Origin of the sequence: Vibrio sp. 070316B, assembly GCF_013114115.1 — a bacterium.
Taxonomy (GTDB): Bacteria; Pseudomonadota; Gammaproteobacteria; order Enterobacterales; family Vibrionaceae; genus Vibrio; species Vibrio chagasii_B.
In genome coordinates, this window is record NZ_VTYC01000003.1 from 93,599 (window position 1) to 117,992 (window position 24,394).

Genomic DNA, 24,394 nt, shown 5'->3' on the forward strand with positions numbered 1-24,394 from the left:
GTCGGACGTAAACATATGGAGTCTGCAAGGTGAAAACTACGCACAAACAGCCAGGTTTCACCTTGATTGAGATTCTTTTGGTGTTGGTATTACTTTCAGTAACGGCGGTCGCAGTGATTGCGACCATTCCTACCAATAGTAAAGATGTCGCCAAAAAATACGCTCAAAGTTTCTATCAACGAGTTCAGTTACTTAGTGAAGAAGCGATTTTGAGTGGGTTGGATTTTGGCATTCGCATCGATGAAAAGAAATCGACCTATGTTCTGATGACGCTGAAGTCTGAAGGTTGGCAGGAAGTCGAATTCGAAAAAATACCCTCTTCAACAGAGTTACCGGAAGATCTTGCTCTATCACTCAGCTTAGGCGGTGGCGCATGGGCAGACGATGATCGGTTATTCAACCCAGGAAGTTTATTTGATGAAGATATGTTTGCTGACCTTGAAGAAGAAAAGAAACCTAAGCCACCTCAAATCTACATCTTGTCGAGTGCTGAAGTGACACCATTTACACTCTCTTTTTATCCCAATACAGGCGATACCATCCAAGATGGGTGGCGCATTAAAGCGTCGGATAATGGTGTGATTCGACTGTTGGAACCAGGAGAAGAAGATGAAGAGGAATAACCGTTCTCCTTATCGCTCTCGTGGTATGACGCTACTTGAGGTGTTAGTGGCACTCGCGATATTTGCTACTGCGGCGATCAGTGTGATTCGTGCCGTAACCCAGCACATCAATACATTGAGCTATTTAGAAGAAAAGACCTTCGCGGCTATGGTCGTTGATAATCAAATGGCTTTGGTGATGTTACACCCGGAGAAGCTGAAAAAGACACAAGGCACGCAAGAGTTGGCGGGTCGAGAGTGGTTTTGGAAAGTTACCCCAATTGATACGGCTGATAATCTGCTGAAAGCTTTTGATGTCAGCGTGGCAACCAGCAAGCAAGCTTCTCCAGTCGTTACGGTGCGCAGTTATGTGGTCAACTAAGAGAATGCGGTTAGTTAAAAGCATGACGGTAAATAACAGTATGGCTCGCAAACAAGGTCTATCTTCAAAAGGGAGAGGTTTTACCTTAATTGAAGTTTTGGTCTCAATCGCTATCTTTGCCACACTGAGCATGGCGGCCTATCAAGTAGTGAATCAGGTGCAGCGAAGCAACGAGCTTTCAGCTGAGCGCAGCGCTCGTTTGAATCAACTGCAGCGTAGTTTAGTTATCTTAGATAATGATTTTCGCCAGATGGCAGTGCGACAATTTCGTACTGATGGTGAGGAAGCATCATCTAAGCTGATTATAGTGAAAGAGTATTTATTGGACTCCGATAGCATTGGCATCGTGTTTACTCGTCTTGGCTGGCACAACCCACAGCAGCAGTTCCCTCGAGGTGAAGTCACTAAAGTGGGCTACCGCCTTAAAGAAGAGACCCTCGAACGCGTATGGTGGCGCTACCCAGATACACCTGCGGGGCAGGAAGCGGTTATTACCCCTTTGCTTGATGATGTTGAAACTTTGGAGTTCGAGTTCTACGACGGAAAGCGTTGGGGCAAAGAGTGGCAAGCTGATAAGTCGTTACCGAAGGCGGTGAGACTTAAGCTGACGTTAAAAGATTATGGTGAGGTAGAGCGAATTTATCTGACACCAAGTGGCACCCTAGATCAGGTTGGTGGTGACTCAAACAGTGACTCTTCAGGCAGTAGCGAGGGGAACGATGATGCCTCGAACTAATCAGCTTGCATTAACGAGACGAGCGTTAGGACGTAAGCAACGTGGTGTCGCGCTGATCATTATCCTGATGTTACTGGCGATAATGGCAACCATCGCAGGCAGCATGTCGGAGCGCTTGTTTACTCAATTTAAACGCGTTGGTAACCAACTGAATTACCAACAAGCTTATTGGTATAGCATAGGCGTTGAAGCGCTCGTGCAAGATGGTATTAGGCAAAGCTACAAAGACAGTGATACGGTCAACTTAAGTCAGCCGTGGGCGTTAGAAGAGCAGGTATTCCCGTTAGATTATGGACAAGTTAAGGGGCGTATTGTTGATGCGCAATCTTGTTTTAATCTCAATGTACTGGCTGGAGTGACAACCACTTCCAGCAACCAGACACCTTATCTAGTGACGGTTTGGCAAACCTTATTGGAAAACCAAGACGTTGAGCCTTATCAGGCTGAGGTTATCGCGCATTCAAGCTGGGAGTTTGTCGATAGCGATACTCGAGCAACTTCTTCAGCAGGCGTCGAGGACAGCACCTATGAGGCGATGAAGCCACCTTATGTCGCAGCAAACGGTTTAATGGCGGATGAGTCTGAGCTAAGAGCGGTGTATCAGGTGACTGGTGAAGTCATGAATAAGGTTCGTCCTTTTGTGTGTGCCTTACCGACCGATGATTTTCGACTGAACGTGAACACATTGACGGAGCAACAAGCGCCGTTATTGGAAGCGATGTTTGCACCTGGCTTAAGTGAGTCGGATGCGAAACAGCTGATTGATAAACGCCCGTTTGATGGCTGGGACACCGTAGATGACTTCATGGCCGAGAGCGCCATTACCGCGGTCAGTGCTGAAGTCAGCAAAAAAGCAAAAGCATATTTAACTGTAGATAGCGCCTATTTTGAGCTAGATGCAGAGGTTTTAGTTGAGCAATCTCGTGTACGTATACGAACGCTTTTCTATAGTAGTAATCGAGAAACAGTGACGGTGGTACGCCGTCGTTTTGGAGGAATCAGTGAGCGAGTTTCTGACCGTTCGACTGAGTAGCGAACCACAGAGCCCAGTGCAGTGGTTAGTTTGGTCGACAAGCCAACAAGAAGTGATAGCAAGTGGTGAACTGTCTAGCTGGGATCAGCTTGGTGAGTTAACGCCTTACGCTGAAAAACGCAGTTGTATCGCTTTATTGCCGGGAAATGAGTGCTTAATTAAGCGTGTTGAGATCCCGAAGGGTGCTGCTCGCCAGTTCGATTCTATGCTGCCGTTTTTATTAGAAGACGAAGTCGCGCAAGATATCGAAGACTTACATCTGACTATTCTAGATAAAGACGCAACGCATGCCACCGTGTGTGGTGTGGAACGCGAGTGGCTGAAGCAGGCGCTGGATATTTTCCGCGAAGCTAACATTATCTTTCGTAAAGTATTGCCTGATACCTTAGCGTTGCCTTTAGAAGATCAGGGCATCAGTGCGCTACAGGTCGACCAACATTGGTTATTGCGTCAAAGCAACTATCAAGCAGTGTCGATCAATGAGGCGTGGCTAGCGATGTTCTTACAAAGCGATTGGGTTGCCTTAGATGACGAAGAGCAATCACCAACGATTTTTAGCTACACCGCGCTGCCAAGTGATGACGTTCAACAGCAAAGTGGCATTGAGTGGCAAGCTAAGCCTGCTGAACTGGTGATGTCTTTACTGAGCCAACAAGCCATCACAAGTGGCGTAAACTTACTGACTGGCACCTTTAAAACCAAATCTTCATTCAGTAAGTACTGGCGTGTATGGCAAAAAGTAGCGATCGCAGCTTGTTTGCTGGTGGCGGTGATCGTCACTCAACAAGTCTTAAAGGTTCAGCAGTACGAAGCACAAGCCGAAGCGTACCGAACGGAGAGTGAACGTATTTTTAGAAGCGTACTTCCGGGCAAGCAACGTATTCCGACGGTCAGCTACCTTAAGCGCCAGATGAACGACGAAGCTAAGAAATATGGTGGCTCGGGTGATGGTGATTCCTTACTTGGATGGCTAGCGTTACTGCCAGAAACCTTAGGACAAGTGAAAGCCATCGAAGTGAATAGTATTCGCTACGACGGCAACCGCTCAGAGGTGAGATTGGAAGCGAAAAGTTCTGACTTCCAACATTTCGAGACTGCGCGAGTGAAACTTGAAGAGAAGTTTACCGTTGAGCAAGGGCCATTGAATCGTAATGGTGATGCCGTATTTGGTAGCTTTACCCTTAAACCCCGTCAATAAACTGCGTAAGGAGATCAGTGATGAGAAATATGATTGAGCCACTCCAAGCGTGGTGGACTTCAATAAGTCAAAGAGAGCAACGATTAGTGATCGGTTGTTCTATTCTATTGGTGGTAGGCATCGTGTACTGGGGGCTATTGCAGCCGCTTAGTCAGCGAGCTGAGATGGCGCAAAACCGTATTCAAAGTGAGAAGCAACTGCTGACTTGGGTAACCAATAAAGCCAACGAAGTGGTGGAGCTGCGAGGAAGTGGTGGGATTGTTGCTAGCCAGCCTTTAAACCAATCTGTGCCAGCTTCTATGCGTCGTTTCAAGATTGAATTAATTCGAGTTCAGCCGCGTGGCGAGATGCTGCAAGTCTGGGTGAAACCTGTGCCTTTTAATCAGTTCGTAGATTGGCTGACATACTTGAAAGAGAAGCAGGGTGTCGAAGTTGAGTTTATGGACATTGATCGCTCCGATAACCCAGGGGTTATTGAGGTCAACCGACTACAGTTTAAACGAGGTTAATGTGAAACGCGGTTTATCTTTGAAGTTAGGTTTACTTTTTGGCGGCATCTTTATTGTCTTTTTCTCGGTTAGTCTGTTGCTGCATCTACCGGCCTCTTTTGTAATCAAACATGCACCGGCTGTGCGTGGCTTGAATATTGAAGGTGTTGAAGGAACGGTTTGGCAAGGCAGCGCTAATAATATTTCTTGGCAGCGCGTTAATTACGGTTCAGTACAGTGGGACTTCCAGTTCTCTAAACTCTTCCAAGCCAAAGCTGAATTAGCGGTTCGTTTTGGTCGTAATAGCGACATGAACTTGTCAGGAAAAGGGCGCGTTGGGTACAGCATGAGTGGTGCGTATGCGGAAAACTTAGTCGCATCAATGCCCGCTGCTAACGTGATGAAATATGCGCCAGCGATTCCAGTCCCGGTTTCAATTGGTGGACAGGTTGAGCTGACGATCAAGCATGCGGTTCATGCTCAACCTTGGTGTCAGTCTGGTGAAGGCACTGTGGCTTGGTCCGGTGCTGCAGTAGACTCGCCTGTGGGGGCGCTGGACCTTGGGCCTGTGATTGCTGACATCACTTGTGAAGATAATACACTGGCAGCCAAGGGCTCCCAGAAGAGTGCTCAAGTGGATAGCGAGTTCTCTGCGAACGTTACACCAAATCAAAGCTACACCTCGGCAGCATGGTTCAAACCGGGTGCAGAATTCCCGGCAGCCATGCAGAGTCAGCTTAAGTGGCTTGGTAATCCAGATAGCCAAGGTAAGTACCAGTTTAGCTATCAAGGACGCTTCTAGTTAGCTTCTTAATAACTAAGCTCTGCTGGTTATCCGATAACAAGACATTAAAAATGGGCACCTCATCGAGGTGCCCATTTTATTTTAATGCTGTACCAGCTAGCTTAGGTCAACAGACCCTAATCTTTGCTCTGTAAGATCTCGGCCCATGGTAAGTCTGCATCACCTAGAACAATGAAGTTCGGGTTCTCTAGCGTCTCTCTTTCATTGTAAGAGAGTGGCTCTAATTGCGTGCTTAAGATACGTCCGCCTGCTTCTTCCACGATGCACTGTGTCGCGGCGGTATCCCACTCGCCAGTAGGCCCAAGGCGCAAGTAACAATCGACAGCACCTTCTGCCACTAAGCAGGCTTTGAGTGCTGCAGAGCCTAATGGCACTAAGTCGTAGTTCCAAGCGGGACTCATACGGCTAGTGATACGATTGATGTCTTGGCGACGGCTGATCGCCATTGCAATAGATTGGTTTGGTAACTCATGACGATGCGTTTTGATTTTAACGCTGTCGTTAAGGTCTGGAATCTTCCAAGCTCCCTTACCGCTGTAAGCGTAATAGCTCACACCAGAAACTGGTGCATACACTACACCCATTACCGGCTTGTTGTGTTCAATTAAGGCGATAATTGTCGCGAAATCACCGCTTCTTGCGATGAACTCCTGTGTTCCGTCTAGTGGGTCAACCAGCCAGTAGCGGTCCCATTGTGCACGCTTTTCTAGGCTAATGTCAGCGGCCTCTTCAGATAGCACAGGGATATCTGGTGTGAGTTCACTCAGTTTTTTCGAGATCAGTTTATGCGCAGCTAGATCGGCACTGGTGACTGGCGTGTCGTCACTCTTGGTGAACTCTTCGTAATCTTTCTTTTCGTAGATCTCTAAGATGAGTTGGCCTGCGGAGCGAGCAACCTCAATCACAGAGGGTAGGAGATGAGACAAATCTTTTGTTGTTGGCATAAATATTCTCTTACTCTTCGGGGGCGCTTATGGCTTTAATTATTATTTAGCGAGCGAAGGGTCAATAGTAGGGCGGTAATACTGCGAGCTTCACAGAAGTCGAGATGCGTTAATAGCTCTTCGGCTTGAGCAAGCGGCCAGCGCACAATGTCCAGTGGTTCAGGTTCATCACCTTCTAGCTTCTCTGGGTAGAGATCTTCCGCGATAAACAGCGTCATCTTGCTAGAAAAGTAAGAGGGGGCGAGAATCACTTCCTTGAGTGGAGTGAGCTTGTTAGCACCAAAGCCAATTTCTTCTTTGAGTTCACGAACCGCAGCGTCACTTGGTTGTTCACCTGGATCAATCAGTCCTTTCGGAAAGCCGAGCTCGTAGCGTTCAGTTCCCGCTGCATATTCACGTACTAATAGAATATCGCCTTGCTCAGTAATCGGAACCATCATCACTGCGTTGCGCCCGCTAGGCTTCATGCGTTCGTAAGTGCGCTCTTCACCGTTTGAAAAGCGTAAGTCGAGAGACTCGATAGAGAATAGTCTTGATTGAGCGACAGTTTGTTTAGCCAAAATCTCTGGCTTGGTCCTTTTTGTCATTGCGCTCGCTCCTTAGCTCATTTGAATTCTTTCTTGTAAAGTCATTCTAATATAGGGGAAATGACCTTGAGTTCCTAGATCCGAGTTTTCATATCCGAAAATTATTGAAGCAGGAGTCGATTACGATCACTTGAATACCTTACTCAAGATGGTAACGAGGTGAAAATATTGCTGAATAACAAAAGAGTATAGAGAGAACGCGATAGTCCTAACTTGCTCATCCATATAATAAAAAAGGTTGACGCTTGCGCATCAACCTTTCAAATATCGATTAACTCTAAATTAGAAATTAATAGTAAGAGTGCTCACCACGATCGTGCTCAGTTGCATCACGAACAGCAGTCAGTTCACCTTCGAACTGTTGAAGAAGTTCTTTTTCGATACCTTCTTTTAGCGTTACATCAACCATAGAACAACCGTTACAACCACCACCGAATGCTACGATAGCTGCGCCGTCTTCAGTGATTTCTACCAAGCTAACGTGACCACCGTGACCAGCAAGTTGTGGGTTAACTTGTGTTTGAATTGCGTATTCAACACGTTCTAGAAGGGGTGCATCGTCTGCGACTTTACGCATCTTAGCGTTTGGTGCTTTAAGTGTTAGCTGTGAGCCCATTTTGTCAGTAACGAAGTCAATTTCAGCTTCATCTAGGAACGGTAGGCTTAGCTCATCTACGTATGCAGAGAAAGCTTCGAATTTAAGCTCTGTGTCAGACGCTTCAATAGCATCTGTAGGGCAGTAAGAAACACCACACTCTGCGTTTTGTGTACCCGGGTTTACCACGAACACACGAATGTTTGTACCTTCAGGCTGCTGTGACAGCAGATTGGCAAAATGAGTTTGAGCTGTTTCTGTAATAGTAATATTTGACACGACGAATACCTGAGTAAATTTGTAGGCTATTAGAGCCATTCTACTCCTGTCAGATTTGTAATTCAGCCCTTTTTTGTTGGATTGCTGTACAAGTAGCGACTCACGCCAGTTATCCAGAGGGCTCAGGAGTGCGGCAGATGCAGTAAATATCAATCCTTTTCACCCCTACTTCAAGTAATAATTGGCATAATTGATACACAGTACTGCCTGTGGTTACAACATCATCAATTATCGCGACATGCGAGTAATCCATCGCTGAGAAGCTGGTGTTTTTCATCGCGAATGCACCTTTCAAGTTACTTTTTCTGGCTGATTTAGTTAGCCCTTGCTGCGAACCGGTTGAACGGATGCGCTTGAATAAAACGGCATGCTCCACCTTGAGGTCTTGAGCGGTGTAACGCGCCAGTAGCTGACTTTGATTAAAACCACGATGAAAGTATCGACGCCAATGTAAGGGAACACTGGTGACGAGAGATGCTGGTTCTTCGATGCGTGACGCGAGCAAGGTCGACAAATCTCGAGCAAACCAGAATTTATCGGCATACTTCATCTGTTGGATATAGCCTGCGGTTGGAAAGGTGTAATCACCAACACAATAGAGCCGATGCCAAGGGGGTGGGGCAGCCAAGCACTCACCGCATTGCTCGACGGCTGTGACCGTTTTCAGTCCGCACCTTTGACAGCGAGGCACGAGCTCGAACAGTTTTAGGCAACTATCACACCATCGAGGGTGGTGATCATTAGGCTGTTTATCTAGCTTGCAGAGGTGACATTGAGGTGTGACCAGACGTGGTGTGTGTTTTTGTAGCCAATCGGATAACATAGCTCGCGATGCTTTTGGGTTATGGTGTTCCTTTTGCTCACCATACTGAAAAGTGCAGGTTATCGCTGATGGAAAAAGTAGGGAATATTGAGAATGAGTGACGCGTTATATTGGCATGTTTCAGGGCAGGGACCCGATTTGGTGTTAGTCCACGGCTGGGGAATGAATGGTGCAGTCTGGCAGCAAACCGTAAATGCGTTAGAGGCTGATTTCCGAGTGCACGTTGTCGATTTGCCTGGTTACGGTCATAGCTCTCATTGTCATGCTCAAGATCTTGAGGAGATAGCCCAGCAACTATTGGCCGAAGCTCCTAAGCAAGCTATTTGGGTCGGTTGGTCACTTGGTGGCTTGGTCGCAACGCACATGGCATTGCATCATCCCGATTATGTAAGCAAGTTGGTGACGGTTGCTAGTTCACCGAAATTCGCTGCCGCAAAAGAGCCGGTACTATGGCGCGGCATCCAACCCAACGTATTAACCGCGTTTACGGAACAGTTGGTTGAAGACTTTCAAACCACCATCGAACGTTTTATGGCCCTGCAAGCCATGGGCAGCCCTTCGGCAAGGCAAGACGTAAAACAGCTTAAGCAAGCGGTACTGTCCCGCCCATTACCAAACCCTGAATCATTATTGGCAGGACTAAAGATGCTGTCTGATGTCGATTTAAGAGAACAATTACCGGAGATTTCCGTTCCTATGCTGCGCTTGTACGGTCGATTAGACGGGCTGGTGCCAATCAAGGTCGCTAAAGATCTGGGCAATGCACTACCTCACACCGAGCAGTACATCTTCACTCAATCCTCGCATGCACCGTTTATGACGGAAGCGGATGCCTTCTGCAGTGAGCTAGTCAGTTTCGCACAAAAATAATTGCTAAATTTATCACCATCTTGGTCGATATATAATCTAACCAATGCACTGCATGATACTCAGACATCTCTCTCTCACCTGAGCAGAGTGCAGTAACTTGGGCCATACATGTTGTGCTAACTCAGTACAAGAGTGTTATGGCAGCAGCAATGGGCGATTCTTGAGGAGAGTTCGCGATGATTGTGTCACCTGCAACTGCAGTGAGTGTGCCACTAATCGCCCCGTCCGTTAATGTGCAAACAGAGCAAGTTGCGCGTGATAATAAAGTCCGAGAACCTGTTGCTCCCGCAGTAGCATTGGCGAGAACCAATGCAGAGCGCAAGGTAAAGTCGGACGATAAACGAAGGCAGCAGTCGGCTTGGGATCCTTCAGACCATCCAGGTTATGAAATGGAGAACGAGTCAGAGGCCAATTCGGTTAGCCAAGAAGAGCCACAAGACCCTTTTGAGCGGCTGTTCAGCTTGTTAGCGCTGAGAACATACAGTGCTGACCAAGGAAAAGGCTATACCATGCGTTTCCGCCTGCCAAAGCATGTTTTAGATGCGGCGATTCAGGAGGGACAGATGGAGAAACGACGTAAGGTCATAAAGTATCATTATGGTCATGCTGTTGCGCCTCATGCTCCATCTGAAATGTTAGTAGTGCTATGAATCGATAATTCATGATTCAGCTAAATTTCGATGTCTTTTTTGAACAAATAATAAAAAAACCTGCATACCCTAAGGGATGCAGGTTTTCTGTTTTAGGCGAATCTGTTTTTCAAATGCGCTATTGGATTATTTTTTCGCTTTAGCAAAAGCAGCTGCGAATGCACCGCCCATTGCGCCATTTTGTTGTGGCTCTTCACGACGGCGTTGTCCACCTTGCGAGTGTTGATTCGGGCGGCTTTGCGTGCGGGGTGCACTTGAACGTTGAGCTCGGTTGTCTTGTCCCGGCTCATCTTTCATACGCATGCTGAGTGCAATACGTTTACGCTGAACATCCACTTCCATCACTTTCACTTTCACGATGTCACCCGCTTTAACCACTTCACGTGGATCAGAGACAAAGCGATCGGTAAGCGCTGAAATGTGTACTAAACCATCTTGGTGAACGCCGATATCGACGAAGGCACCGAAGTTAGCCACGTTTGATACCACACCTTCTAGAATCATGCCTGGCTCCAAGTCTGAAACGCTGTTTACGCCGTCGGCGAAGGTAGCAGTCTTGAACTCAGGGCGAGGGTCACGGCCGGGCTTATCCAGTTCTTTGATGATGTCAGTCACCGTAGGTACACCAAAGTTTTCATTGGTGTAATCAATCGCATGCAGGCCGCGTAGGAAGTCTGTGTTACCTACCAAAGACTTGATGTCTTTCTGGTTTTTCTCAGCGATGTTCTTCACCACTGGGTAAGCTTCTGGGTGCACCGATGATGCATCTAGCGGGTTCTTGCCGTCCATGATACGCAGGAAGCCAGCACACTGTTCAAAGGCTTTTGGTCCCAAACGAGCGACTTTTTTCAGTGTCGTACGCGCTTCGAAGCGACCATTTTCATCACGGTAGTCGACGATGTTCTGAGCGATAGCGCTAGAAAGGCCAGCAACACGGGTCAGTAGTGCTGCAGAAGCCGTATTCACATCAACACCCACCGCGTTTACACAGTCTTCAACAATCGCATCTAGGCGCTTAGCAAGCATGGTTTGGCTTACATCGTGTTGGTATTGGCCCACACCGATCGATTTAGGGTCAATCTTCACAAGCTCCGCCAGAGGATCTTGTAGACGACGCGCGATAGACACAGCGCCACGCAGCGATACGTCCATGTTCGGGAACTCTTTCGCTGCTAATTCAGACGCTGAGTACACCGATGCCCCGGCTTCGCTGACAATGATTTTTTGCGCTTTTAGGTTGCCACGCTTAATCACATCAGCCACAAAGCTATCGGTTTCGCGTGAAGCGGTACCGTTACCAATCGCAATCAGGTCAACGTTGAACTGACGAACCATCTGCTCAACAACGTGTGCTGATTTGTCGTATTGCTTTTGTGGTGGGTGAGGGTAAATGGTTTCTGTCGCGAGGACCTTACCGGTTGAATCGACAACCGCGATTTTCGAACCGGTACGTAAACCTGGATCTAGGCCTAACGTTGCACGAGGGCCAGCAGGCGCAGCCATCAGTAGGTCTTTTAGGTTAGTAGCGAATACTTCAATTGCTTCGATCTCTGCACGCTCTTTCATCGCGCCCATGAGTTCGGTTTCCATGTGCATAGAAACCTTAATACGCCATGCCCAGCTGATCACTTGCTTACGCCATGCATCTGCAGGTGCACTGCTCAGTGTAATACCGTAGTGATCAGAGATGATGTTTTCACAGTAAGAACCACGAGCGCCTTCTTCTTGTTCAGGGTCGGCATTCATCGCCAGTGTTAGGAAGCCTTCATTTCGGCCACGTAACATCGCAAGTGCACGGTGAGAAGGCACCTTGCTGAGTGTTTCGTTGTGCTCGAAGTAGTCTTTGAACTTCTCGCCTTCTTGCTCTTTACCTGTCACTACACGAGCGACTAGCTCTGAGTTGCGTGTTAGGTGTTGGCGAATCTTTTCTAGTAGGTTTGCGTCTTCCGCAATGCGTTCCATGATGATCGCACGAGCGCCATCGAGCGCGGCTTTGGTATCGGCAATGCCTTTATCGTTGCTGATGAAGTTCGCTGCTTCCGTTTCTGGATCGTGCTGTGGTTCATTCCACAGTGTGTCGGCAAGTGGCTCTAAACCTGCTTCAATCGCGATCTGACCTTTCGTGCGACGTTTTGGTTTGTAAGGTAGGTATAAATCTTCTAGACGAGTCTTGCTGTCGGCGTGAGTGATATCACGCTCGAGCTCTGGCGTGAGCTTACCTTGGTCTTGAATCGACTTAAGAATCGTTTGGCGACGATCATCAAGTTCACGAAGGTAAGAAAGGCGACTATCAAGGTTACGTAATTGGGTATCGTCTAAGCCTCCCGTAACCTCTTTACGGTAGCGGGCAATAAAGGGAACGGTATTACCGTCGTCAATTAGGGTTACTGCGGCGGTGACTTGCTCAGAACGAACATTCAGTTCTTCAGCGATCAGTCGACAGATAGCTTGGCTCATCCGATGAATCTCTTATTTAATATTGTGACAAATATATGGGGGTGAGCGTACGCTTTTTCTAGCTTTGACTGTGTAATTATCCTGTCAGAAGTCGAATTTCCGTTTGTGATACCCGCTTTGTGCGAGATCTCTTACAAGTGATGTGAGACTAAGTCACTTTAAACTCAGAAAATTGTCCCAATAAAAATATAAGTTAATGATTTGATTGGTTTTTATGTTTTTGAGCGTATTTCCCACAGCAAATGTTTTTTAGGACTATCTAGGAAACACGGCCATTTCCCGTAATATTTAACTTGTCGACAGGGAGTTGGCAGGAACAGGAAAAAGCCTAATGGACTAGGTATCTTCAGGATGAAGATTTGATTACTTAGGATGAGTGGTCAGCAAGGAAGTGATAATCTCTGGATGAGATTCGCCAGTCAGGACGACAGGCTAGAATGGACACCGCTAGGATGGCGATGAACAAAAAGGAAATTGGTTAAAGGATTTAGCCACTATCAAGGAAAGATGCAGGGAGCACCTTATCTAGAAGAGATAAACAGTAGCCGGATTGCTGCGATAGAGACTTAACCCCGCTAGGCGAAAGCCTTGCGGGGTTTTCTTTTATCTGGAGTTTGGGTTTTATAGATACTCAGTACATCGCTAAGTGACTAATAAGTAGAATTATTTGTTGTCTGCGTAGCGAATCGAGTTAATGAACCACTCTTTGTCGCCTTCCGGTGTTTTTACCGTAAATTCATCATCCACTTCTTTCTTAAGTAGAGCTCTAGCCATTGGCGAGTCGATAGAGATATAACCTTTAGCATCGCCATAGATCTCTTCTGGACCGACAATTCGAAACTTCTTAATTTCCCCATCATCATTCTCGATTTCGACCCAAGCCCCGAAAAATACCTTACCTTCTTGTTGTGGCGAGTAATCAACGATCGTGACATCAGGTAGGAACTTTCTTAAGAAACGAACTCGGCGATCGATCTGACGAAGTAGACGCTTATTGAAGGTGTAATCTGCGTTTTCTGAGCGATCTCCAAGGCTTGCCGCCCAAGTGACTATCTTAGTAATTTCAGGGCGTTTCTCGTGCCATAAGTGGTCATGTTCGGCTTTGAGCTTGTTATAACCTTCTCGGGTGATAAGTTTGGTTTTCATAAATCTTACTTAATGAAATGATGATCTAAGATAGAATATATAGAAAGGCAACATACGTTAACAATTATTTAGGCGACTTTTTCTCCAATAATGTTACATTTTTAATGTATTAACTCATTAGACTGTGCCCAAAAGCTTATAACCCAATAAGCGATTAATAGGTGGAACCATTACATGCAAGAAAACTACAAAATTTTAGTGGTCGATGACGATGCTCGTTTACGTGCACTGTTAGAGCGCTATCTGTCAGAGCAAGGCTTTCAAGTGCGTAGCGTGGCAAACAGTGAGCAGATGGACCGCCTGTTAACCCGTGAAAATTTTCACTTGATGGTATTGGATTTAATGTTGCCGGGCGAAGATGGTCTATCGATCTGTCGTCGTCTACGAAACGCAAACAACTCACTGCCTATTCTAATGCTGACGGCAAAAGGTGATGAAGTGGACCGTATTGTTGGATTGGAAGTCGGTGCTGATGACTACCTACCAAAACCATTCAACCCACGTGAATTGCTTGCTCGTATCAAAGCAGTATTACGTCGCCAAGTGATTGAAGCACCAGGCGCACCAAGCACTGAAGAGTCTGTGGTTGAGTTTGGTGAGTTCCGCTTGAACCTAGGTACACGTGAAATGTTCCGTGGCGAAGAACCAATGCCGCTTACTTCGGGCGAATTTGCAGTGCTTAAGTCACTAGTTACCAATGCTCGTGAGCCAATGTCTCGCGATAAGTTGATGAATATGGCTCGTGGCCGTGAGTACTCAGCAATGGAACGCTCTATCGATGTGCAGATCTCACGTCTACGTCGTCTAGTGGAAGAAGACCCAAGCAAACCTCGCTACATCCAAACGGTGTGGGGCTTAGGTTATGTCTTTGTTCCTGATGGTAAGGCTGTGTAAGTCAGCTTAATAAGCTCTACAGCAGCTTTATTGATTCTGTGATTCAGAATTCTCTATTTACGGGCCATCTCATTGATATGTGATGGCCCGTTTTGTATTCAGGATAATTGTTTAGAGTTATAGTCATATAACGCTTTGTTTTTTCTCTCTACACTTTGGGTGCCCCATGCGCATACGTAGCTCCTTTACTCAGTCGATAGTGCTTTTCTTAACGCTATTGGTCGCTAGCCAAATCTTTTCTTACTACGCCGTGTTTAACTACGCTTTGATGCCGAGCTTACAGCAGTTTAATAAGATATTGGCGCACGAGTTAAACCTAGTATTGGACCAAGGCAGTGATATCGAGATCGACGCACCACTGCGCCAGCGCGTACTTGAGCAACTTGGAGTAACGGTCCACGCCAAGGACAGCGAAGCGGCGGGTGAGTATTACCACGCAGTATCGATTGACCTGATGAGTGAGGAGATGACCAAAGAATTAGGCTCTGAAACAGAAGTGCGGCTGATTTTAGGTAAAGAGAGCTATGTGTTGTGGATGGACATAGCACAGCTGCCTAACTCATTGATTCGAATTCCGCTCTCTGAGCTACAAGAAGAAGACTTTGCACCGCTATTTCGTAATAGCTTGATCATGGCGATGTTGATCGTTGCTGGTGGTTGGCTGTTCATCCGATTGCAAAACCGCCCACTCATTGCGCTTGAGAAAGCAGCGCAGGGTGTCGGTCGTGGTGATATTCCACCGCCACTGCCTGTGCAAGGTGCTCAAGAGATTCGTTCAGTAACTCGCGCCTTTAACCAGATGTCGAAAGGCATTCAAGAACTGGAAGAAGACAGAGCTTTGTTGATGGCGGGTATCAGTCATGATTTACGCACTCCATTAACGCGTATCCGTTTAGCCACCGAGATGATGTCGCCAGAAGATGCCTATTTAGCGGAAGGCATTATCAGTGATACCGAAGAGTGTAATGAGATCATCAGCCAGTTTATGGACTACTTGAAGCCCGTCGATCGTGAATCATTCCAAGCGGTGTTTGTGGATGATATTGCACGCGAGGTATCAAGCTCTGAAGGTGGCTATGAGGTACAGATTGAAACTGATATCCCGGATACCATGAAGCCTGCATTAGGCAATCCGATCGCGATGAAGCGTGCGGTGAGTAACTTGGTGGTGAATGCGCTGCGTTACGGTAATGGCTGGGTCAAGGTATCGACTGGCATGACAGCGGATAACAAACTGGCTTGGGTAACGGTAGAGGATAACGGCCCGGGTATCCCACAAGACCAGATCGGCAAGCTATTTGAACCCTTCACTCGTGGTGATACGGCTCGTGGTAGTGAAGGAACAGGATTAGGTTTGGCGATCGTCAAGCGTATTGTCAGCCAACACCAAGGCGCAGTGGTGGTCAATAATCGCAGTGAAGGTGGCTTAAAAGCGCAGATCAGTTTCCCTGTTAAGCCCTAGTTGTCATCGGTCCGTGTGATTTCGATGAGTTTGGTTCGGGGAACTATTAAGAGATCCCCGACTCGGTCATTCTTCCCTCTCGGAGATGACGGTATGATAAGTGTTCAGGTTTATTAAGCGCAAACGGTGTGTTTAACCTTGAAGCTCTTTCTTACTGTGTAGAACTGACGCTAGAGAAAGAGGTTGAGTAAGACTGGTGGTAAAATCTGAGTCGGACGGTAGCTATCTGCAACCTTTCGTCATTCCCTATCGTGATGAACGAATGAGTAGGGAATCTCGCTCTTGGCTTATTAAAGTAATGCGCAGAAAAAAGGCTTCCTTATGGAAGCCTTTTTACGTTGTAAGCGGGAATATCTGGGGCTATTACGCCTTAGAATACACATCACGTTCACCCAACCAGCGATTGATGATCGCCTTAGCGTTATCTGGGTAGCTATCATGAATATGGCGTGCGATACGCTGCACTTCAGGAATTAAACGTTGGTCTCGTACCAAGTCGGCAATCTTGAAGTCAGCCAAGCCGGTCTGTTTAGTGCCAAGCAGTTCACCTGGGCCGCGGATCTCTAGGTCTCGCTGAGCAATCACAAAGCCATCGTTACTCTCACGCAGCACCCCTAAGCGCTTCTGAGCTGTTTTTGATAGTGGTGAGTGATACAGCAGTACACAATGACTTGCGACCGAACCACGGCCAACACGGCCACGTAATTGGTGTAATTGCGCTAGGCCAAGACGTTCTGGGTTCTCGATGATCATTAAGCTCGAATTCGGTACGTCCACACCCACTTCAATCACGGTTGTGGCAACCAGTAAGTGCAGTTTGTTCTCTTTGAACTCCTGCATCACTGCTTGTTTTTCGGCAGGTTTCATTCGGCCGTGTACTAAACCAATTTTCACATCAGGCAGTTTTCGTTGCAGCTCTTCTGCGGTGTCTGCAGCAGCTTGCGCTTCCAATACTTCAGACTCATCAATCAGTGTGCACACCCAATAGGCTTGCTTACCCTCATTGAGGCAGGCATTACGCACGCGCTCAACAATGTCATCACGCTTGGTATCTGGAATTGCCACAGTTTGAATGGGCGTTCGACCCGGTGGTAATTCATCAATGATTGAGGTTTCGAGATCGGCGTAGGCCGTCATTGCCAATGTTCGTGGAATTGGCGTTGCTGTCATCACTAACTGGTGAGGATAGTAGCCTTGCTTAGCACCTTTCTCACGTAGTTCTAGTCGCTGGTGGACACCGAATCGGTGTTGCTCATCAATGATGACTAATCCAAGGTTTTTGAACTCGACGTGTTCTTGGAATAGGGCATGAGTACCCACCACCATTTGCGCTTCGCCGCTGGCAATTCGCGCCAGCTCAGTCTCACGAGCTTTGCCCTTGAGTTTGCCTGCCAACCAACCAACTTGAATGCCCATGGCTTCAAACCAGTTGGCGAAATTGATCGCGTGCTGCTCAGCCAATAGTTCCGTTGGTGCCATCAGTGCTACTTGCTGGCCATGTTCCAGTGCGCGAACAGCCGCTAGTGCAGCAACCAAGGTTTTACCTGAACCTACATCCCCTTGTACTAAGCGCATCATTGGGTGTGGTTTTTCTAAGTCAGTTTCAATCTCTTGGGTTACGCGTGCTTGAGCATTGGTTGGCGAGAATGGCAGCTGAGCCAGTAGCTTATCTTTGAGTGTATTCACTGGAGGAAGCGGCATCGCTTTGTCTTGCTGTCCTTTACTGCGGACCGACAGCATCGATAGGTTTTGAGCCAGTAGCTCTTCCATAATCAAGCGCAGCTGTGCTGGGTGTTTACCTTCATCAAACAACTCTAGGTCGATACCCGGAGGCGGTCTGTGAATGGTATGCAGTGCTTGTGCTAGGGTGATTTGATGGTCGTATAAGCCAGACGGTAGCAGTTCATTGACGGCTGCTTTGTCGATCAGTTCTAACGCTTGGTCGGTCAGGTTACGCAGCGTGACTTGTCTTAGTCCTTCAGTGGTTGGATACACCGGAGTCAGGTTTGCTTCCACGTCTGGTTGCTGTCTTGGAGCAAAGAATTTGTAATCCGGATGGACGATTTCAAGCCCCATATTGCCACGCTTGATTTCGCCATAAGCATGGACTTGTTTGCCCTCGGTAAAGTTGTTCTTCATTCCGGCAGTGAAGTTGAAAAAGCGCAGCGTAATGGTGCCATTACCATCGCTGATCTTTACCGCCAACATCTTACGTTTACCGAAAATGGTATCTACGCTCATCACCTTGCCTTGAACAGCGGCCCAGATTCCTGCGTGCAGTTTGATGATCGGATAGATACGCGTTCTATCTTCATAGCGCAAAGGCAGATGAAATAGCAGGTCTTGCACATTGTTAAGTCCAACCTTTTCCAGTTTCTCTGCGACTTTAGCGCCGACTCCAGATAAAGAGTTGAGAGGGATAGCAGATAAAAGCTGTGACATAACAAGGCTCATATACGTAAGAGAGATGATCTATTCAAGCATTTTACTGGATTTTTGTACAGGATAAAGCTTAGAAGCAGATGAGGGATGAGAGTGAACGAGATTCGAAAAGATTAAGAGCAGATACGGGATGCGGGTAAACGAGATGCGAAAAGATTAGAGCATGTTCGGGATTAGAGTAAATGAGTACAAAAGAACAGGGCGGCACAAAAAATTAAAGCAGACTCGAAATACGAAAGGTTGAGTGGTGAAAAGCTTTTGCTCTTCGCATCTCGAGACTCGTATCTCTCATCTGCTTTATCTATCTGCTCTTGGATCAGTTCTTGCGACGTCTTACCTTCAGCGCGTGTGGCATCACACGTAGCTTCTTCATAATGCTCGCAAGGTGAACACGATCTTTGGTGGTCAGCAAGATTGTCACTGTGTACAAGCGTCCATCACGTTCTTCGGTTGAAATACCGTGAATGTTAGAGCCTGTTTTCGAGATAACGTTAGTTAACTCAGCCAGTGCACCTTGGTGGTTCTGCAGATCAACCTGTAGTTCGGCTGTGAACTCTTGGTCGTAATCGTCAGACCATTCCACCGCCATGTATTTGTCTGGTTCTTTTTGGTAACCACGAACGTTTGGACACGTTTCACGGTGAACCACAAGGCCACGACCTGGAGATACATGGGCAATGATGTGATCATCTGGAATTGGGTGACAACAGTTAGCGAACGTCAGTAGTAGACCTTCAGCACCACGGATAGGAAGTTTCTTCCTCGGTGTGTCGCTGTTGTTTTCCACTTCAGTCAGTTCGTCAGCATCACCTAGCAGGCGACGAGCAATCACGATACTCATCAGCTCGCCAAGACCAATTGATGCTAGCAAGTCTTCAACGCTATCGAGACGAAGATCAGACAACACATGTTCAACGTTCTCTTCGCCAATATCACCAATTGAGTGCTCGCCAAGTGCGTGGTTCAGTAGGCGACGACCTAAGGTAATCGACTCTTCACGGCGCATAGTCTTCAGAACCTGACGGATCTTAGTACGCGCACGTGATGTCACCACGTAGTTGAGCCATGCTGCATTCGGACGTGCGCCTGGAGCACTGATGATCTCAATGGTTTGACCGTTCTTCAGCGATTTGCTGAGTGGGTAAGGGTTCATGTCTACACGAGCACCTACACACATGTTGCCGACATCGGTATGTACCGCGTAAGCAAAATCGACCGCTGTTGCGCCTGCAGGAAGTTCGACAATGCGACCCTTCGGCGTGAACACGAAGATCTCATCTGGGAACAGATCAGACTTAACGTTTTCAATGAATTCGAATGAGTTACCAGCGCTTTGTTGTAGTTCAAGTAAGCTCTGCATCCAACGTTGTGCTTTAACCTGTGCGGTTGTGCCATTACTGCTGCGTGAGCCGTTGCCTTTGTAAGACCAGTGTGCCGCGACACCTTTGTCCGCCATTTGATCCATATCTTCAGTACGGATCTGAACTTCAACTGGCACCCCGTGAGGGCCGATCATTGATGTGTGCAGAGATTGGTAGCCGTTGGCTTTTGGTACCGCGATGTAATCTTTCATGCGGCCTGGGCGAGGCTTGTACAGGCTATGGGCCTGACCAAGTACGCGATAACAAGTATCTGGGGTATCAACCACCACGCGGAAAGCGTAGATGTCCATAATGGTGTGGAAACGCTGCTCTTTAGTTTTCATCTTGTTATAGATGGAGAACAGGTTCTTTTCACGACCAAGTACGCGAGCAGGTAAACCAACTTCTTCAAGGCGGCCTTCAATTTCGCTATGGATACGTTGAATCATCTCTTTACGGTTACCACGCGCAGCTTTCACTACGTTTTTCAGTACGCGATAACGGTTAGGGTAGAGGGCTTCGAAGCCCAGCTCTTCTAGTTCGGTCTTGATGTTATGAATACCAAGACGGTGAGCTAGTGGAGAATAGATTTCTAGGGTTTCACGAGCAATACGACGCTTTTTGTCAGGACGAAGTGCCCCAAGCGTACGCATGTTGTGAGTACGGTCAGCTAATTTGATCAAGATAACGCGGATGTCTTGCACCATTGCGAGAACCATTTTACGAAAGTTCTCTGCTTGCGCTTCTTTGCGATCACGAAATTTAAGCTTATCCAGCTTAGATACACCATCTACCAATTCAGCAACGGTATTGCCAAATTTTTCCTCTAGATCTTCTTTAGTGACATCACAGTCTTCAATCACATCATGAAGTAGAGCAGCTTGTAGGGTTTCGATATCCAGACGCATTTCTGCCAGGATTCTTGAAACAGCTACAGGGTGGATAATGTATGGTTCACCGCTTGAGCGGGTTTGCCCTTCATGGGCGTCTCTCGCTACCACATAAGATTGACGCAGAGCCTCAATTTGAGGCTCTGTTAGGTATTCTTGGGCAACGTCTTTGAGGCTATCGAATAGATACAAATTAAAGGCCCGGAAGGTTAATTAGTTCGAATGACGTTCTTATCGAGTGTGAGCGATGCTGCTTACTGCTGCAAGTTCAGCCGCTTCTTGCTCTTGTTGCTCTTGACGTTCACGAGCATCTAGTACGTCTTTAGTGATAAGACCTTCTTCGATTTCGCGAAGAGCGATAACCGTTGGCTTATCGTTTTCTTCAGGCACTAGTGAATCTTTACCGCCAGTTTGCATTTGACGTGCGCGGCGAGCCGCAATAAGAACTAGGTCGAAACGGTTGCCAACTTTTTCAACAGCGTCTTGAACAGTTACGCGTGCCATGAGGACTCCAAATAGTAATTAACTAATAAATTTTTGATGACGAGAAAGTATACAAGTTAAACTAGAGACTTTCTAGATCACCGTATACTTATCTCAATGGAAAATCTAGTCTTGCTAGCTTATTCCGCCAGTAGAGCAGTAAGCATGCCGCTGTATTTTGCTGCTTGCTTATCTTCTTTTAAGCGTTCCGCACGAATGATAGCTCTGAAGTCCATTAGGGCTGCATCAAAGTCATCATTCACGATCACGTAGTCATACTCATTATAATGAGAGATTTCTGACTTCGCTTCGCTCATGCGTTTCGCAATAACTTCTTCGCTGTCTTGACCACGAACGTTTAGACGACGCTCTAGCTCACCATTTGATGGTGGAAGAATGAATACACTCTTCGCTTGAGGCATCTGTTCACGGATCTGACGAGCACCTTGCCAGTCGATATCTAGGAATACATCGATACCGCGGTCTAGGTTTTCTTCAATCCAAACGCGTGAAGTACCGTAGTAGTTGCCGAATACTTCAGCGTACTCTAGGAATTCATTCTTCTTGATGAGATCTTCGAAGTGATGCTTCTCTACGAAGTGGTAGTGAACACCATTTTCTTCACCAGGGCGCATACCGCGAGTGGTGTGTGAAACAGATACCTTCATTGCGTAGGTTGGATTGGTTTCTAGCATTGCTGAGATCAAGCTCGACTTACCTGCGCCACTAGGTGCAGATACGATGTAAAGAGTACCTTTGCCCATCTGTATATTTCCACTGTTGGTTGGATTGAGTGAAGGCGATAAACCGACACTATAAAAGATAGCACTGACCTTAATTACGTTCCGGTAATTGCGCGTATAGAGCGGCAACTGGTGAAAATTAGGTCAGAAAAATGGAGGCGAAGAGTAGCATATTTAGATGATTGAGAACAACTGGCTTGATCGTTATTTATTGGCGAATGATCTTCTCAAAGATCGTTCTAGAAATGTAATCACTCATCAACTGCACTTTTTTATGTGATCTGGACAAAATTTGTTGAAGTTTTAATCTCAATCCTTACAATCCGCGCAAACGATTAAATGCTGTATATGTCTAGTAAAAAGGTCTAGACGTTTCTACTACCGAGCCTATCTTGGTGACTACAGTTTTTAGTGTAGAGACCTCTCTATTCTCACAGCATTTGAATCTCCAAATTCTTAATTTATTGCAAAGGTTTTGTTGTGAGTACCGATTCCACCCTGAAAGCCCAGAACACCTCTGGTTCGCTTGATTCAATGTTTAAAATCACTGAAAGAAAGACCACGATCGGCACTGAGCTGTACGCAGGTTTCATTACCTTCTTGGCAATGAGCTACATTCTGGCGGTTAACCCAGCGATTTTGGGTGGTATCCCAGGTATGGATAAAGGTGCGGTATTTACTGCAACGGCTTTGGCTGCAGCCATCTCGACGTTAATCATGGGCATCTGGGGTAACTACCCTGTGATGCTAGCGCCGGGCATGAGTATGAATGGCTTTTTCAAAGGCCTGCTATTGAGTGGTTCTGTGGCTGTGCTTTGGAATGAAGCGCTATTTGGTATCTTCCTTTCTGGTATTTTGTATCTCGCATTCTCATTGACCAATATTCGTAAATCGATGATTGAATCGATCCCAGAGGACTTAAAGCTGGCGATTACGGTCTCGCTCGGTTTGTTCATCGCGTTCTTAGGTCTTAAGAACGCGGGCATCATCGTTTCGAATCCGTTTGTATTGGTTGGTTTAGGGGATATCTCAGACCCACAAGTGATCATCGCTTACATCAGTATTTTTATTGCGCTTGGCTGTATGGTTCGTGATATCAAGCTAGCGACATTTATCTCATTCGTATCAGCGATTGCACTGACAATCCTAGCTGACGTGTTCATGGGTACATCAAATGCGCCAATCCCAGAGCAGCTAGTCGCGATGCCACCGAGCATGGCAGGTAGCTTCGGCGCGATTTTCGATTTCTCTGCGTTCACCCCTGAGAAAATGTTCGATCTATTGTTCATCGTACTTATCTTCCTGATTGTCGACTTCTTTGATGGCTTGAGCACGATTGTTGGTGTTGGCCGTGATGCAGGTATCATCGATAAAGATGGTAAGGTGCCAAATGCGAAGTCTGCTCTAGTGGCAGATGCGGGTGGTACGGTGATTGGTTCGATTCTTGGTACCACATCGATTACTGCTTTCTCTGAGTCGGGTATTGCCTCTTCTCAAGGAGCGAAGACAGGTTTGGCGGCAGTGATGGTTGCAGGCTTGTTCCTAATCTCGCTATTTCTGTACCCAATCTTCTCTATTTTCTCGGCGGCTATGGTTGCGCCGGCGATGGTCGTGGTAGGCATCTACATGGTGGGCCGCCTTGGTCAGATCAATTGGGAGAAGAAAGAGTCTCGCATTGCAGCCTTCTTCACCATTATGTTCACGGTACTAAGCTTCTCACCTGCAAATGGTATGGCGATGGGCTTTATCAGCTATGCATTCACTATGGTGGTCGCAGGTAAGGGTAAAGAAGTTCACCCGTTAATCTATGGCCTGTGTGTGGTGTTCCTAACCTACCTGATTCTGCTTTAAGGCTAATTGGCCGAGTTAAGCTGAGACAAAGAATGAATAAATGGCTCTGCAGTGAATGTGGGGCCATTTTTGTATCTGCCTCAACAAAAGGTGTGCCATTGTTGGTGTTCTCCGATAGAGAAGGGGCGACTTATATTGAGGCATGCTATTGTAGAGATTGGATTAATTATTTTTGAAGAGTGACTATGCCTTCTCATTTACCCAAATCTTTCAGTAAGCCTTTCTTAAAGGTTTTCCATATTCTTGAAGCGGTGCTGCTGGTGGCGATTACCCTTGCAACACTGTTTGCGATGCTTGAGGAGTTCATGCACGTCTTCACAGAGCGCAGAGTACAACTGACCGATATTCTGTTGATGTTCATCTATCTCGAAGTGTTGGCCATGGTTCAGCAGTTTGTGATGAACGGTAAGATCCCTGTGCGTTATCCAATCTACATCGCGATGATGGCGATCGCTCGTTACATTACTCTGGGAATGAAGGAACTCGATGCGGTTCTGATCGTTTGGCTATCTTTAGCAGCATTTATTCTAGCGGCCGCAACCTTGCTGATTCGAGTTGGTCATCACTACTGGCCGTATGTGGACCTTCGAACCAAGCAGCCGGACGAGTAAAACCGTCGACTTATAAGTCATTTAAGAGCCCAGCCATGTCGCTGGGTTTTTATTATCCCTAT

General features: G+C 46.9%; 23 protein-coding genes and 1 riboswitch. Of the genes, 13 read left to right on the forward strand and 10 right to left on the reverse strand.

Translation table 11 applies throughout. The annotated features are described in order from the left end of the window. Positions 1 to 29 precede the first annotated feature (29 nt). The 7 genes from gspH to F0251_RS04400 are packed head-to-tail and all read left to right on the forward strand — an operon-like array spanning position 30 to position 5,241. On the forward strand, positions 30 to 623 hold the full coding sequence (gspH, locus tag F0251_RS04370; RefSeq protein ID WP_105057735.1) for a type II secretion system minor pseudopilin GspH: 594 nt from the start codon (positions 30 to 32) through the stop codon (positions 621 to 623). Then, a complete protein-coding gene (gspI, locus tag F0251_RS04375; protein ID WP_105057736.1) occupies positions 610 to 984 on the forward strand; it encodes a type II secretion system minor pseudopilin GspI in 375 nt (124 codons plus the stop codon). The genes gspH and gspI overlap by 14 nt, the downstream gene beginning before the upstream one ends. Further along, entirely contained in the window at positions 971 to 1,720 is a 750-nt protein-coding gene (gene gspJ / locus F0251_RS04380) for a type II secretion system minor pseudopilin GspJ (RefSeq protein WP_171730399.1), read from the forward strand. The genes gspI and gspJ overlap by 14 nt, the downstream gene beginning before the upstream one ends. Further along, positions 1,704 to 2,753, forward strand: coding sequence for a type II secretion system minor pseudopilin GspK (gene gspK, locus F0251_RS04385; protein WP_171730400.1), 1,050 nt, complete (start codon positions 1,704 to 1,706; stop codon positions 2,751 to 2,753). The genes gspJ and gspK overlap by 17 nt, the downstream gene beginning before the upstream one ends. Further along, positions 2,722 to 3,951: a type II secretion system protein GspL gene (gene gspL / locus F0251_RS04390; RefSeq protein ID WP_171730401.1), complete on the forward strand. Its 1,230-nt coding sequence runs from the start codon at positions 2,722 to 2,724 to the stop codon at positions 3,949 to 3,951. The genes gspK and gspL overlap by 32 nt, the downstream gene beginning before the upstream one ends. Positions 3,952 to 3,971: 20 nt before the next feature. Continuing rightward, positions 3,972 to 4,460, forward strand: a complete 489-nt coding sequence (locus F0251_RS04395; protein WP_061033118.1) for a type II secretion system protein M — start codon at positions 3,972 to 3,974, stop codon at positions 4,458 to 4,460. Between the two features lies 1 nt (position 4,461). Continuing rightward, entirely contained in the window at positions 4,462 to 5,241 is a 780-nt protein-coding gene (locus F0251_RS04400; RefSeq protein WP_171730402.1) for a type II secretion system protein N, read from the forward strand. 119 nt (positions 5,242 to 5,360) lie between these two features. Here the strand turns inward: F0251_RS04400 and cysQ are convergent, their stop codons facing one another. The 4 genes from cysQ to F0251_RS04420 all read right to left on the reverse strand — a co-directional run bounded on the left by cysQ (position 5,361) and on the right by F0251_RS04420 (position 8,472). Next, positions 5,361 to 6,188, reverse strand: coding sequence for a 3'(2'),5'-bisphosphate nucleotidase CysQ (gene cysQ, locus F0251_RS04405; RefSeq protein ID WP_004741451.1), 828 nt, complete (start codon positions 6,186 to 6,188; stop codon positions 5,361 to 5,363). A gap of 35 nt (positions 6,189 to 6,223) precedes the next feature. Further along, positions 6,224 to 6,775: an ADP compounds hydrolase NudE gene (gene nudE / locus F0251_RS04410; protein WP_061033119.1), complete on the reverse strand. Its 552-nt coding sequence runs from the start codon at positions 6,773 to 6,775 to the stop codon at positions 6,224 to 6,226. Positions 6,776 to 7,064: 289 nt separating this feature from the next. Then, entirely contained in the window at positions 7,065 to 7,649 is a 585-nt protein-coding gene (gene nfuA, locus F0251_RS04415; RefSeq protein ID WP_004741449.1) for a Fe-S biogenesis protein NfuA, read from the reverse strand. A 109-nt stretch (positions 7,650 to 7,758) separates the two neighbouring features. Then, a complete protein-coding gene (locus tag F0251_RS04420; protein WP_171730403.1) occupies positions 7,759 to 8,472 on the reverse strand; it encodes a ComF family protein in 714 nt (237 codons plus the stop codon). Positions 8,473 to 8,565: 93 nt separating this feature from the next. On the opposite strand from F0251_RS04420, the gene bioH reads away from it, so the two are divergent. Both bioH and F0251_RS04430 read left to right on the forward strand, forming a co-directional pair. Continuing rightward, positions 8,566 to 9,342: a pimeloyl-ACP methyl ester esterase BioH gene (gene bioH, locus F0251_RS04425; RefSeq protein ID WP_102423545.1), complete on the forward strand. Its 777-nt coding sequence runs from the start codon at positions 8,566 to 8,568 to the stop codon at positions 9,340 to 9,342. A gap of 176 nt (positions 9,343 to 9,518) precedes the next feature. Further along, positions 9,519 to 9,992 (forward strand): hypothetical protein, encoded by a 474-nt coding sequence (locus tag F0251_RS04430; protein WP_017062472.1) that lies wholly within the window; start codon positions 9,519 to 9,521, stop codon positions 9,990 to 9,992. Between the two features lie 126 nt (positions 9,993 to 10,118). On the opposite strand, the gene F0251_RS04435 is transcribed toward F0251_RS04430, so the two are convergent. Together F0251_RS04435 and greB are read right to left on the reverse strand one after the other, a co-directional pair. Beyond that, a complete protein-coding gene (locus F0251_RS04435) occupies positions 10,119 to 12,449 on the reverse strand; it encodes a Tex family protein (protein ID WP_171730404.1) in 2,331 nt (776 codons plus the stop codon). A gap of 663 nt (positions 12,450 to 13,112) precedes the next feature. Beyond that, positions 13,113 to 13,595, reverse strand: a complete 483-nt coding sequence (greB, locus tag F0251_RS04440) for a transcription elongation factor GreB (RefSeq protein WP_116869822.1) — start codon at positions 13,593 to 13,595, stop codon at positions 13,113 to 13,115. A gap of 174 nt (positions 13,596 to 13,769) precedes the next feature. Between greB and ompR the strand changes: the two genes are divergently transcribed. Both ompR and envZ read left to right on the forward strand, forming a co-directional pair. Then, positions 13,770 to 14,489: a two-component system response regulator OmpR gene (gene ompR / locus F0251_RS04445; RefSeq protein WP_008218409.1), complete on the forward strand. Its 720-nt coding sequence runs from the start codon at positions 13,770 to 13,772 to the stop codon at positions 14,487 to 14,489. Between the two features lie 166 nt (positions 14,490 to 14,655). Next, complete coding sequence (gene envZ / locus F0251_RS04450) at positions 14,656 to 15,951, forward strand: two-component system sensor histidine kinase EnvZ (protein WP_105057739.1); 1,296 nt, start codon at positions 14,656 to 14,658, stop codon at positions 15,949 to 15,951. Between the two features lie 363 nt (positions 15,952 to 16,314). On the opposite strand, the gene recG is transcribed toward envZ, so the two are convergent. The 4 genes from recG to gmk form a co-directional block, all read right to left on the reverse strand. Beyond that, positions 16,315 to 18,393 carry an ATP-dependent DNA helicase RecG gene (recG, locus tag F0251_RS04455; protein WP_171730405.1) on the reverse strand — a complete coding sequence of 693 codons (2,079 nt, stop codon included), beginning with the start codon at positions 18,391 to 18,393 and terminating at the stop codon, positions 16,315 to 16,317. 316 nt (positions 18,394 to 18,709) lie between these two features. Next, complete coding sequence (gene spoT / locus F0251_RS04460; RefSeq protein WP_171730406.1) at positions 18,710 to 20,836, reverse strand: bifunctional GTP diphosphokinase/guanosine-3',5'-bis pyrophosphate 3'-pyrophosphohydrolase; 2,127 nt, start codon at positions 20,834 to 20,836, stop codon at positions 18,710 to 18,712. 39 nt (positions 20,837 to 20,875) lie between these two features. After that, on the reverse strand, positions 20,876 to 21,148 hold the full coding sequence (gene rpoZ / locus F0251_RS04465; RefSeq protein WP_009848003.1) for a DNA-directed RNA polymerase subunit omega: 273 nt from the start codon (positions 21,146 to 21,148) through the stop codon (positions 20,876 to 20,878). A 119-nt stretch (positions 21,149 to 21,267) separates the two neighbouring features. Beyond that, positions 21,268 to 21,891 (reverse strand): guanylate kinase, encoded by a 624-nt coding sequence (gene gmk / locus F0251_RS04470; RefSeq protein ID WP_008224466.1) that lies wholly within the window; start codon positions 21,889 to 21,891, stop codon positions 21,268 to 21,270. A 301-nt stretch (positions 21,892 to 22,192) separates the two neighbouring features. Next, positions 22,193 to 22,292, forward strand: a riboswitch (purine riboswitch). A 58-nt stretch (positions 22,293 to 22,350) separates the two neighbouring features. Here gmk and F0251_RS04475 point away from each other — a divergent pair. After that, a complete protein-coding gene (locus tag F0251_RS04475) occupies positions 22,351 to 23,721 on the forward strand; it encodes an NCS2 family permease (RefSeq protein ID WP_061033126.1) in 1,371 nt (456 codons plus the stop codon). 185 nt (positions 23,722 to 23,906) lie between these two features. Then, a complete protein-coding gene (locus F0251_RS04480; RefSeq protein WP_008224461.1) occupies positions 23,907 to 24,332 on the forward strand; it encodes a phosphate-starvation-inducible protein PsiE in 426 nt (141 codons plus the stop codon). Positions 24,333 to 24,394 lie beyond the last annotated feature (62 nt).

What these genes read in the sequence shown, in the direction of transcription:
- gspI (WP_105057736.1), top strand. Translation starts at nt 610, where the DNA reads ATGAAGAGGAATAACCGTTCTCCTTATCGCTCTCGTGGTATGACGCTA.
- gspJ (WP_171730399.1), top strand. Translation starts at nt 971, where the DNA reads ATGTGGTCAACTAAGAGAATGCGGTTAGTTAAAAGCATGACGGTAAAT.
- gspK (WP_171730400.1), top strand. Translation starts at nt 1,704, where the DNA reads ATGATGCCTCGAACTAATCAGCTTGCATTAACGAGACGAGCGTTAGGA.
- F0251_RS04395 (WP_061033118.1), top strand. Translation starts at nt 3,972, where the DNA reads ATGAGAAATATGATTGAGCCACTCCAAGCGTGGTGGACTTCAATAAGT.
- cysQ (WP_004741451.1), bottom strand. Translation starts at nt 6,188, where the DNA reads ATGCCAACAACAAAAGATTTGTCTCATCTCCTACCCTCTGTGATTGAG.
- nudE (WP_061033119.1), bottom strand. Translation starts at nt 6,775, where the DNA reads ATGACAAAAAGGACCAAGCCAGAGATTTTGGCTAAACAAACTGTCGCT.
- F0251_RS04420 (WP_171730403.1), bottom strand. Translation starts at nt 8,472, where the DNA reads ATGTTATCCGATTGGCTACAAAAACACACACCACGTCTGGTCACACCT.
- bioH (WP_102423545.1), top strand. Translation starts at nt 8,566, where the DNA reads ATGAGTGACGCGTTATATTGGCATGTTTCAGGGCAGGGACCCGATTTG.
- F0251_RS04430 (WP_017062472.1), top strand. Translation starts at nt 9,519, where the DNA reads ATGATTGTGTCACCTGCAACTGCAGTGAGTGTGCCACTAATCGCCCCG.
- F0251_RS04435 (WP_171730404.1), bottom strand. Translation starts at nt 12,449, where the DNA reads ATGAGCCAAGCTATCTGTCGACTGATCGCTGAAGAACTGAATGTTCGT.
- greB (WP_116869822.1), bottom strand. Translation starts at nt 13,595, where the DNA reads ATGAAAACCAAACTTATCACCCGAGAAGGTTATAACAAGCTCAAAGCC.
- ompR (WP_008218409.1), top strand. Translation starts at nt 13,770, where the DNA reads ATGCAAGAAAACTACAAAATTTTAGTGGTCGATGACGATGCTCGTTTA.
- envZ (WP_105057739.1), top strand. Translation starts at nt 14,656, where the DNA reads ATGCGCATACGTAGCTCCTTTACTCAGTCGATAGTGCTTTTCTTAACG.
- recG (WP_171730405.1), bottom strand. Translation starts at nt 18,393, where the DNA reads ATGTCACAGCTTTTATCTGCTATCCCTCTCAACTCTTTATCTGGAGTC.
- rpoZ (WP_009848003.1), bottom strand. Translation starts at nt 21,148, where the DNA reads ATGGCACGCGTAACTGTTCAAGACGCTGTTGAAAAAGTTGGCAACCGT.
- gmk (WP_008224466.1), bottom strand. Translation starts at nt 21,891, where the DNA reads ATGGGCAAAGGTACTCTTTACATCGTATCTGCACCTAGTGGCGCAGGT.
- F0251_RS04480 (WP_008224461.1), top strand. Translation starts at nt 23,907, where the DNA reads ATGCCTTCTCATTTACCCAAATCTTTCAGTAAGCCTTTCTTAAAGGTT.